Source organism: Ectopseudomonas oleovorans (assembly GCF_029845265.1).
GTDB classification, from domain to species: domain Bacteria; phylum Pseudomonadota; class Gammaproteobacteria; order Pseudomonadales; family Pseudomonadaceae; genus Aquipseudomonas; species Aquipseudomonas oleovorans.
On record NZ_JAOCLK010000047.1, the window covers coordinates 23475 to 34104 of the forward strand.

General features: G+C 58.2%; 10 protein-coding genes. 5 read left to right on the forward strand and 5 right to left on the reverse strand.

What is annotated here, in order from left to right; genetic code table 11:
- Positions 1–6 precede the first annotated feature (6 nt).
- The 3 genes from N5J71_RS18980 to N5J71_RS18990 all read left to right on the forward strand — a co-directional run bounded on the left by N5J71_RS18980 (position 7) and on the right by N5J71_RS18990 (position 1853).
- The gene (locus N5J71_RS18980; RefSeq protein WP_279917419.1) at positions 7–1281 is read left to right on the forward strand and encodes a hypothetical protein; all 1275 of its coding nucleotides are present in this window, start codon (positions 7–9) and stop codon (positions 1279–1281) included.
- The gene (locus N5J71_RS18985; protein WP_279917420.1) at positions 1271–1468 is read left to right on the forward strand and encodes a hypothetical protein; all 198 of its coding nucleotides are present in this window, start codon (positions 1271–1273) and stop codon (positions 1466–1468) included. The genes N5J71_RS18980 and N5J71_RS18985 overlap by 11 nt, the downstream gene beginning before the upstream one ends.
- A gap of 166 nt (positions 1469–1634) precedes the next feature.
- Positions 1635–1853: a hypothetical protein gene (locus N5J71_RS18990; protein WP_279917421.1), complete on the forward strand. Its 219-nt coding sequence runs from the start codon at positions 1635–1637 to the stop codon at positions 1851–1853.
- Here N5J71_RS18990 and N5J71_RS18995 read toward each other — a convergent pair.
- The 5 genes from N5J71_RS18995 to N5J71_RS19015 form a co-directional block, all read right to left on the reverse strand.
- Positions 1850–2245 (reverse strand): hypothetical protein, encoded by a 396-nt coding sequence (locus N5J71_RS18995; protein ID WP_279917422.1) that lies wholly within the window; start codon positions 2243–2245, stop codon positions 1850–1852. The genes N5J71_RS18990 and N5J71_RS18995 overlap by 4 nt on opposite strands.
- Positions 2246–2813: 568 nt before the next feature.
- Complete coding sequence (locus N5J71_RS19000) at positions 2814–4022, reverse strand: Wadjet anti-phage system protein JetD domain-containing protein (protein ID WP_279917423.1); 1209 nt, start codon at positions 4020–4022, stop codon at positions 2814–2816.
- Positions 3973–7278, reverse strand: coding sequence for an ATP-binding protein (locus tag N5J71_RS19005; RefSeq protein ID WP_279917424.1), 3306 nt, complete (start codon positions 7276–7278; stop codon positions 3973–3975). Before N5J71_RS19005 ends, N5J71_RS19000 begins: the two co-directional genes overlap by 50 nt.
- Positions 7275–8024: a DUF4194 domain-containing protein gene (locus N5J71_RS19010; protein ID WP_279531585.1), complete on the reverse strand. Its 750-nt coding sequence runs from the start codon at positions 8022–8024 to the stop codon at positions 7275–7277. The genes N5J71_RS19005 and N5J71_RS19010 overlap by 4 nt, the downstream gene beginning before the upstream one ends.
- A gap of 2 nt (positions 8025–8026) precedes the next feature.
- Positions 8027–9526 carry a DUF3375 domain-containing protein gene (locus N5J71_RS19015; protein ID WP_279917425.1) on the reverse strand — a complete coding sequence of 500 codons (1500 nt, stop codon included), beginning with the start codon at positions 9524–9526 and terminating at the stop codon, positions 8027–8029.
- A 312-nt stretch (positions 9527–9838) separates the two neighbouring features.
- On the opposite strand from N5J71_RS19015, the gene tnpB reads away from it, so the two are divergent.
- The gene (gene tnpB / locus N5J71_RS19020; protein WP_023083680.1) at positions 9839–10174 is read left to right on the forward strand and encodes an IS66 family insertion sequence element accessory protein TnpB; all 336 of its coding nucleotides are present in this window, start codon (positions 9839–9841) and stop codon (positions 10172–10174) included.
- A gap of 63 nt (positions 10175–10237) precedes the next feature.
- Positions 10238–10630, forward strand: a 393-nt coding sequence (locus N5J71_RS19025; RefSeq protein WP_481787215.1) for an IS66 family transposase, incomplete at its 3' end; no start/stop codon positions are given.

The following is a 10630-nucleotide window of genomic DNA, read 5'->3' on the forward strand; positions in this document are numbered from 1 at the left end:
TGGGCAATGCAACAGAAGACAGGACATACACTGAGTGAGGAAGAGCGCGAAGCGCTTTTTGACGAACTCGAAGCAACGCTATACCCCGACACCAGCCATTCGCTGGCCGTCAAAGAGCATGCAAACGAGATAGGCATCCCGCCCCAAGTCGAGAGCGAGCGGCTCCACAAGACACCAGAGGAGCTGGATCGTGAGCTAGACGAGATGTGTGATGAGCTTCTGGCCAAGTACTGCCGGCCGTCAGCCCCCTTGTTCCCCGGGCCAGCCGCAAGTGAAAAGCACAAGCCAGTTTTCTTGCCAGACACCGCTCCTAAGCCCGAGGGATGGGCGACTTTTGCCTCCGCCGATCCATCTGCAAACGAAGAGTACGAACCAAGCTTTTTGCCGGTGAACGCTTCCAAGGTCAACGAATGGGCCGCATTTTCCTCCTCTGATTCAGGCAGCAGAAAGCGCTCTCTTGCAAAAAAATCTGCTGAGCCAGCGACTGCCCCATCGGGAGTAGATGCAAAAAACGGCAAGCGACGCACCGCATCCATACGGTTCCCAAACGCCCATAAGGCGGGGCTTCTAGCGAATTTCCAAGGCATGCGCGAGCAGGGTGTAGCAGCTATTAGTGAACTAGACCCAGACCTTGACCATGAGCAGATAGCTCAGATCGAAGCCAAGATCAGTTTCATCGAACAAGTGGCACAGTCATACGCAGGGAAAGGCTCCGGCAAGCTGGCTGACTGGTCGAAGCATGTGCCGGCAGAAATCAAACAGTTCTTCCGGCTGCTCTGGCTGGCCCGCCAACCTGACGCAGTTGCCGTGACCATTCGCCTGGATCACCGTACAGCGACAAAGGCGCTCGCTGCGAAGCGAGGCCCAGCTAACCACCTTGCGGGGATCATCCAGCGAACGCTAGCAAAACTGGGGATCAGCACTGACCTTGCCTTCAATCTGGAGTACACCCACGGCGCCAGCACCGAGAACCACCCGCTTCACTTGCACGGGATTATGCGCATCCCGGCTGACCGCATCGAGGAGGTTAGGCTGGCGCTCAGGTCGGCACTTGCCGAGGGATACCGGCAACGCTTCGGCAATCTTGCCGTTCACGTCGCAGAAATCAGCAATCCACGGTGGTGGGCTGGTTACTGCACCAAGGAGCACGGAATATCCGCCGACATCCTCAAGAAGGCCCGGAGAAAGCGCACTGTTCCGGACTATGCCTGCGACTCGGCGAGAGACGGCGGTAAAACGCTCTACGAGAGCTTAGGAGAGCTTTTCAGCAATGATGACTAGTTGGGTGGCGGTGCTGGCGCTTTCCGCGCTCAGCGCCATTGCAGGGCCTGCTCTGTGCGCAGACAGCGTTGATCAGAGCTACGAAGAAGTGCAGATCGACGAAGACGGCCCGGATCAAGACCCGGTGTACGAAGAGGACGACCAAGTTTATGACGAAGCGGACGACTACGAAGAACAAGAGGGGTGAGGCGGAATGAAAAGAGTCAGCGATTAGTCGAGGTAACTAACCGCTGACTTAATTACGAGCTTGGACGCCACGCATTATACATAGCTGGAAATAACTTCGGCAGTCTTACACCCCTCCCATAGTCCTGGTAACGTGATCGGATACAGCAACTGACTGGGAGTACATCATGCAACATCGCTTAATTATCTATGAGAATGCCTGCGAGTTGATTGACCACCTTGACGCGGCAGAGATATTAAGTGTCGGCAATTTTCAAGCTTTTATCAGTACCCGCCGCGTCCAGAAGAAGTTCATTCTACTGACAGGCTCAAGCGATTGCCTTGTTATCAAAGAATCTGTCATGTTGCAGCTAGTAGAACTCAGCAACAAAGCTAATCCTTGTTAGCTTTTAAAGATAAAATCGTCAAGCGAATTCAGATGCTTTAAGGCTTGCCCAACGTCAAACTGACAAGCTTCTGCTTTTTTTTCTGGCATTTGCTGATAACTACTAGTTCTAATTTCAGCTAAAACGTCAGCCTTTCGCTGTATTTGCCTAACTAATGCTGAGAACTTAGTGGGGTCAACGTTTGGATAAACCGCGGCCACTTCGAATAATGCGCGAAGATAATCACTATGTAGGTCAAATTTGTCACATACCTTAAGGTTCGCCAAGTCATCTGCGGCATTGTTATCGATTATCGAAGCCACCCAAGACATATCTTCCTTGCTTGGTGCGGCATTCGCGCCCGTAGAAACTAGAAGAGCCAAAACGTTGACTAACATTTTCTTGTGAATCACACCCTACTCCTTATGGGGTCCAGAACGTGGATAGCCCAAACAGTAGCGTGAACACAGGGCAAAGTGCCAGCCTGTACCCGACAGCCAATTCGTAAGAGTTGGGCCATTCGGTCCCTAGGAACCTGAGCTCACTTGCTTGAGATGGGTTCGCTGTGTAAGGCTCTTGTGATCCATCAACCGACCTCACTGACGCGATACACTCGTGCTGAAGCTGGCATTGCGCATCTCTCAAATGGGCCATTTTCGTGGCTCTGGGTTCGAATCCCGCCTGGTGCGCCATATCTCCTTGATTCACAAGTTTTCCCACAAGACCTTTCCGATTCGATTACCGAATTGGCTGCCCCTTCCAGAATCTACTCCAAGTGCAACCATCGCACATCAATGAGCACTGCCCTCAACGCACCTTTTTGACTGCTTTTCGGCCTGTGCCAATTTTGTGCCGAATCCGTGCCACGTAGTTTGCTCACTTGTAAAAGACATGCCACTCCGGGAGTACTAGCTCGTCGCTCCTTGGCTCATACGGACAGCGATTATCAGTGCGTCCACCGGCAAGGCGTGCGCACGCCACTTACAGTGGATCACCCAGCAGTTGCAGGCTCTTTCGAGCCCACTGCTCGATAGCGCGCTCAACTTGTTCCTTTGGCAGGTACTCCTGCTCAAGACGTCCTCGCTCTTGCACCAGCAGATACCGATAGAAATCCGCTTCGTCAGCCAGCAAACCAGGTGGGGCCGACTCCCGCGCTTTGGCCGGCTCGACGACTGCGCTCACCGGTGAGTGCTGTTCAAACAGCTCTTGCTTCATTAATAGTGCTTCGACTGCTGGTTGATGGAGTCTCGCTCGCGCCAGCATCAGCAAGCCCCAGGTATCCATATCGCCCCAGTATGCGATCTGTTTCCCGACCAGGTGCGCGGACGCTAGCCACTGCAAATCGAGTCCTGAGCCCAGCACAGCCAGGGTGTCCGGTAAGCTCTCAGGCAGCAAGTAAATGCATTGCTCATTTTCCACCACGAGCAATCGCGAACCGGGAAGTGGGGTTTCGGCCAGTTCCGCAGTGGTGAGTCTGAGCCGCTTGAAGGGCAACAGCTCAGGCTGAAGGGGAACGACCAGAACCCAGTGGCTGCTTTCTTCAAAGGCATCCAGAAAAGTCGTCAGGCCTTGCTCGGACGCCGCGCCTTCGAAGCGCTCGTCGAGGAGCCAGGTCAGCAAGCTGGCGTTACGCTCGAAAAACTTGGTGTCTACTCCGTGCTCGGCAAGCAGGCGCAGTGGACGGCCTCGGGCACAGCCTGGCGACAAGCGGGTGGCGAGTTGCGCCGTGGCGACGACTTCCTCAGGCATCTTCGTCAACCACAGGCTGCGCTGGGCCACCAGCAGCGCATGAAAGGAACTATCTACCTGCTCGACCAGATACTCGAGTTGAGCGTATTCCTGGCTGACCCTTGGATCATCGCTCGCGGCAATCCATTCGGAGGGGCTACGCAAGTGCCAGCGCATTGGCAAGGAAATTGGGGCCAGCCCTGCTCGGTAGCTGACGGGTTCCCAGTCGACCTTACCCACTTTCACGCTCCGCCAACTCTCCACATGCCGGAGCACCGCCTGGATGTTGTCAGTGAAGAGTCGTGCCGAAGGCTTGCCGATGTTGAGGCTTTGCGACCAGCTAGCGGGATTGAGCAAGCGTTCCAAGCGTACGCTGGAGCGCTGCCATTGTCTGGCCAGGCTGCGACTGATGTCAGTGGGCGACTTCATGCATGGCCTTGATGCGCTGTTGATGATGCTCATCCAACGCTTCCCAGCTCAGGGAAACCAGACTGGATTCCACGCCGCGCCGATGAACGACGACTGCCGAACGCGTATGGTGGCGCAACAGGCGCATTTCCTTGTTGGGCGTGATGAAGACAGCGTGCAAGCCGAATTCCCTCAGCGCCGCAATGATCCGACCGGCAACCGCATGGGAGCTGCGCGAGAACGCCTCGTCGAGCACGATGGTGCCGAACAACGGCCGGCTGCTGCCGTCGGGACAGAGCGCATAGCTGAGGGAAGCGGTCAGCACATAGGAGGCGATGATCTCTTTCTCGCCACCACTACCGCCCTGAGAGCCTGTTCGGGTTTCGATGACACTCTTGCTTTCTCGATCGATCACTGAGACCGCGAACTCCAGGCGGAAGCGCGGATCCAGAAGCGCTTTGGCGCCCTGATTCCTGCTGTGCTCGCAGGCATCTTTGAGCAGACCAACGAGCTCCTGTAATGCCTTGTAATGGCTCTCGCCTTCATCATCGATGAAACGCGCCGAGTTCAGTTGGCGCTGAGCCTGTTGCAAGGTGCGCAGGCTTGCATGGATGACCTTTGTCGCAACCAAGCGCAGATAGCGCCCGGGCTGAAAGTCAACACGCTGCATCGTACTGTTCAGGTCATCCAGACGCTCCTCGATCACCGAGACTTCATGGTCGATATAGCTAAGTAGCTGGGTGACGCCGTCATCCGAAGAACGATTGAGGTATTCCAGGAAGCGCTTGAGTTTCTCGGGCAGGGCTTCCTCGGTCAGCACGCGTAGACGCTCCAGATACTTGGGTACGTCCACCAGCTCTCGCCCAACTTCTGCAAGCGCCCCGGTGTCTACCTTCAGGGCGTCGGACATCCGTTTGGTAAGCTCGGATTTCTGATCGCCTAGTTTTTCGCCGAGTGTTTTGAGCTGCCCTTGCAGCTCATGCGTATGCTTGCGCTCCAGCTCGACAATATCGCCAAGGTCATCAGCACTCAGGGTCGGGAAGTGCGCTAGCGCCAACTCACGTTGCGTATCGCTCAGCCCCTTTTCGGCGCCGCGATAAGCCTTACGGGTAGCGGATGCGGCCTGCTCGAACTGAATTTTCAACTGACCGCACTGCTCGATAAGTTGTTGCCTCTGTCGATCCAGAGAGTCCAGCAATGCCTCAGCTTCATCCAGCTCAGCCTTGATAAGGGCGAGGTCAGAGTCGGGACGTGTCAGGGTGTCCAGCTGAGCACGCAGCGACTCCAGCTGACGCTCGGCGCCCGGCAGATCAATCTCCTCGAACTGCAGTTCTTCGACGCGCTGCAGCAGCGAAGCTTGATCCTCCAACTTGCGGACATCGCCCTGGGCAGCATCCAAGGCCAGCTTGGCAGGCGCGAGCTGTTCATTGACCTCGCGAATTTGTTCAGTCAGGAAGGCCAGACGGTCGAGGTTATCGAAGCCGGTCAGCCAGTCTTCATCGAGGCGCTTCTGGTCCTGCTTGTCGAAGAAGCGTTCTTTACCCGACATCAGCCCCTGAGCCGTCATGGCGTGCGGGGTATAACGCAATTGCTCCGTGCTCTCCACGCAATGTCGGTCGTTGTCCGCCAGTAGCGCCTTTACCGCTTCGCGGTACGGATGCTCCTTGAAGGTCAGCTTGCGGGTATAACCATCGTCGAAGAACACAGGGCGCGACGACGGTTCCTTGACCTCCAACAAGCGCACATGCAAGCGGTTGTGTCGTTGGTTCACCCAACGCAGTGCAGCCTCGGACGCACCCTGCGGCACCAGGATACGCAGGCGGTGGCTGCCGATTGCCCGCTCGATGGCCCCCCGCCAGGCCAGCTCCTCGGGCTTGACCTGCACCAGCTCGGCAACGAAAGGCAGGGCCGATTCATCGACGCCAAGCATCTGCGCCAGCTCCCCTCGAAAAGCATGAAAATGCCCAGGCAGGTTCGAGCCTGGCCGTCGTTCGACCTCGGCACGCTCCTGCTGCAAGCTCTGCAGGCGGCCATCGAGTTCTTTCTGGACAATGCCTGTATCGAACGCCTTTTGCCGTGCCTCAGTAATTTGCTCGGCCAGTACTTCCAGGCGTGCCGTGATCTGCTGCTGATTTTCCTCGAGCGCAGCGGCTGATAACTCCTCCACGAGTCCTAGCCCTTTGGCCAAACGCTGGTACTGCTCGGCTTTCAGGCGCCGTTTATCAAACTCCCGAACCCAATCCGCGATGCGCGCGCGCAATAGATCTATCTCTGCACCGCCTACTCGCAGGTAGCGCTGACGATGCTGATCGACCACGCCCTTCTGGATATCAAACTGTCCCCTGCATTGCTCCTGATTCAGTTCGGCCTGTTTTTGCGCCTTCTCAAGCCTGTTGGTTTCGGCCAACCACAGGCGATAACCCTGCTCGGCGAACCAGACCGGAAGAATGCCTTCGAGCGCCTGCTTGTCCTGCAACTGGGCTTGCAAGACTCGGTAACGCTCCCAGCCATCGGCGACCGGCAGCAGTGAGCGCTGCTGCTTTCTAGCGGTTTCCAGTTCGCGGTGAATGTCCGTTAGATCATCGAAACTAGTAGCGACCTCGGCAGCCCGCCCGAAAGCGGAGCGGTCATCGAGCACCAACTCGCGAAAGATCTCATCAATGCTATTGAGCTGCTTCAGGCCGGCAGCGCGGTTGAGCAAGGTGAAGGCGTTTTCACCGACTTCGAAGTAATCCCTGAGCCTGGCCAGGAACGCTTTCTTGCTGGGATAAGGCCAGATACCCGTCCCATCCTTCTCCATCTGACGCAACGCCCGCATGCCGCCTGCGTGATGTTGGCTGAGCCAATGCTCCAGCGTCTGCTCGGGGGACTCGCTTAACAGCCACAGTTTTTTCAGATCGGACGCCGAAGAGCTGGTGCCCTCGAACCAGAGCACAGCGCCCAGTCGCACCTGCGCACCGTCACGCTCGAGCGTGGCGGCAATGGCGGTGACCGTCTTTCCCTGGCGCGCGATATGAGATTGCTCTACACCTCCGTCTCCAGGGCCGGTAACCCCGCGCACATAGGACACCAGATCACGGTCGCTTTCATGCCCACCTGTGGAAGCCAGATTGTAGCGCGGGTTGGCGCACAGCAAGGTCATCAGCGCATCCACCAGCGTCGTTTTACCGCTACCCGTTGGGCCGATCACGGCGGTGCCTGAGGGATCGATCTCGGCACGGTGATAGCCCTGAAAGCCGCCCCAGTTATAGAGTTCGATGCTGCTGAGAATGAAGGTCTCGCTGTCACGCCAGAGCAGTGCTTGCTTCACGCCTCGTCCTCCTCAGCAGCGGCAGCCGGGGTAGTCGCGCCCTCCACCTGCTCGCGCAGCCAAACCACCAGTGCCTGCAGGTTCTCCGGGTTGGCCAAGTGGGTAATGATGGGGCGGATGATGACGCGGTCATGGGCGTCCAGAGCCGACACCAAACCATGCCCCTTGAGCTGATCCAGCAGCGTGATGACGCGATTGCGCTCCTTCGCCTCACTGCCCAGCTCGCCCAGGTAAACCTGCAATTGCGGAATCAGCTCATCAACAGCTACCAGTGCCTGAGTGGCGCCCGTACCGCTTTCCTGTTCGTAGGCGATGAAATGCTGGCGCAGAATGGCGATCAGCAGGGACTGCTCCAGGTTCAGCCTTTGCCTGCGCACAAGGGGGTGCGACCAGTCATCCTGCTCGGCCCCCTCGCCCTGACGAACGGTGACGAACACCAGCCCGCGAACCTCGTCGACCCCCATGGCCAGGTCGAGGGCTTCCAGGATTGTGTCGACCGCCTCGATATTGGCAAGCGCCGAGCGATACAGATTGGGCTTGTGACTTTCTTCCAGCAGCCCGTACTTGAGCATTTCCTGTACGGCCTCACGTACCCGTTGCGGCGTCCGGCGCTCATCGACCTGAACAGCGGCGCTCATAAGAGACTGTTCATCATCCATGCCGTCATCCAACGCTATGGGCTCCACCGTCAGCTCCGTTTCGTCGGTGCCAGAGGCACCTGCAATTCGATCGAAGATCCCTGCCATGCTCACAACTCCCAATCGATGTCTTTGAGTGCCTCGTGGTCGAGTCCGACATAAGGCAGATTGAAGCGCCAGCGTTGCTCATCCTCGTCCACCAGCTCCACGAGCTGACGTTCCTCTGTCAGCACCTCGATACCTGCCTCGCGCGCCATCGCCAGCCAGAGCGCAAAGGTTTCCAGGTCGTGAACAGGTGGAAGCAAAGACGCAAGCTCCACGAGACTCACGGGGCGACCCTGCTCCACCAGCACAGCCAGGGTGTCATGAATCAGCGCTTCACGATCCAGCCCGTCGAAGGCATCCCAGAAGTCATTATCAATCTGCTCCAACCCCGCAGGCTTCAAACTCAGATCCAGCTCGCCCGTATCATCGTCATCCAGAGTCTTGAAGCGCAGACGCTCGATTGCTGGGACACCGGTAATGGCTACACCAACTGGTGGTAAACATGCAGGCTTACGGCGTTCTGACTGGCGTTGCCAGTCGACGCTGAGCGCTAGATTGAAGAAGTCGTTGAGTAACTGTCCGACGCGATGATGCTCGGCGGCCAGCCCCGTCTTCATGAAGCCACGAACATCGCGCTCGCTTCGGGCGCGCGCTTGGAGCACAGCCTGCGACTCCCGAACCAGGCGTAACGCCAGCCAACGTAGCTCACGTTGCTGGGGACGATTCAGCGCCTTTGGAACCGCTGGATGACGAAGGATGGTGCGCAAGCGCTCACGCATGGCCTCCAGCTCAGCGGACTGCCTCAGTTGCTGCTGGAAGCTTTCAAAGACACGCCCTTCCGGCGTGTTGAGTAGGGCATCTTGCCCGTCCAACAACCGATCGACGATTTCTCCACGGTGAGACTGCTCGCTGATGATGGAGTGTCGAAGGGCGCGATCCGCCTCGCGCCAAGAGTCTTCAACTCGTCGAAAGTCCGCGCGTAGGCTGGTGGCCAGGCTATACACCTCGCGTATGCCCTCTATCGCCTGCGCTTCATCCAGCACGATGACGTGGCCACCTTCTACCTGCGCTAGCTCGTGCTCCAAATCCTGGATTCGGCGGCGCAGGCTGGCAATACGGCCAGTTGGGCTGGGGTTCAGCCCCGTTTCCAGGTTTTCGATCTCGCGCTGAACCACCGAAAGGCGAGATGCCGTGGAGGTCATGATCCGACTATCCAACGAATCGACGAACTGGATGGCGGACTCCAACGCGTCGGTTGCATAGATACGGCCCTCTCGCTCTACGACGAGGCGCCGCTTGATCCATTCACGAAGTTCACGACCTGCTTGGAGATGCGTTGCATCTGGGTCGATTTCGTAAAGCTCCTGGCTGGCATAAGCAGCCAGCATTTCGGACAGCGCTTGCAGCGCATCCTCCATGGGGATCCCATCATGCGCCCGCTCGAACAGAGTGCGCAGGCAGCCCAATACGAGCGGAGCACGCCGCGAGGCAAGCAAAAGCCACGCGGGGTGCTGGCTGCGGGCAGATACATAGCGTTCTGAACGCTGTTGCGCGCTTTCTTCCATGACGGCCACATTGACAAGAGTTATCTGAGAGCGAGCTTACCAAGCTACCCGCTGCCTCATGATACGTATTTGTCCTGGCGGGTGGGCTTCGTTTAATGGTCCGCAGGAGCTGCGTCATTCGAACTCAACAACCACCGACTGAAGTCGGTGGTTGTTGAGTCCAATTCCTCTCGTCCCGAGCGGGCCGGCTACCCCGAGTGCGGCCGACAGGGCCATCCAGATCGCCATTCCCCATCGGACCGGCAAACTGTCGGTGCAGTGGCCGGGCAACGACCCTGAAGGCTGCGCCCGCTTCCTGCGCGAGCTGCTGAAGTGATCCGCATCGAGCTCATCTGGCTCGCCACCGAGCCGCTGGACATGCGCGCCGGCACTGAAACCGCGTTGGCCCGGGTGGTTCAAGTGTTCGGTGCGGCGCAGCCGCACTGTGCCTACCTGTTCACCAACAAGCGCGCCAATCGGATGAAGGTGCTGGTGCACGATGGCTTCGGCATCTGGCTGGCCGCTCGCAGGCTCAATCGAGGGCGCTTCGTCTGGTCGGGCAATTGGCAGGGACAGCAAGTGGAACTCAACCCCGAGCAGTTGCAGGCCCTGGTGATCGGCCTGCCCTGGCAGCGTCTTGGGCCCGATGCCGAGATCAGGCTCCTGTAGCCGACGTGCAATTAGGCCAATGGCCTATCGCCGAGGGGGCCAGAAATCCGCACACTCGGCGCCATGAACCCTGCCGCTTTCGATCAGCTAACACCCGAGCAACTGCGCCAACTGGCCGCGCAGTTGAGTCAGCGCGTCGATCACCTGGAAACGCTCAACCAGCGGTTGAACCACGAACTCGCCGTGCTGCGGCGCCACCGCTTCGCCCGCCGCAGCGAGCAGCTCAATGCCGACCAGCTCAATCTGCTCGACGAGATGATCGATGCCGACATCGCCGCCATCGAGGCAGAGCTTGAGGCGGCCCGACCAGAGTCCGCCAAGCGCGAGCTACGGCAGCAGCCCAAGCGAGCGCCTCTGCCGGCCGAACTGCCGCGCACGCTGATACTTCACGAGCCGGACAGCACCCAGTGTGCCTGCGGCTGCCAGCTCAAGCGCATCGGCGAAGACATCAGCGAA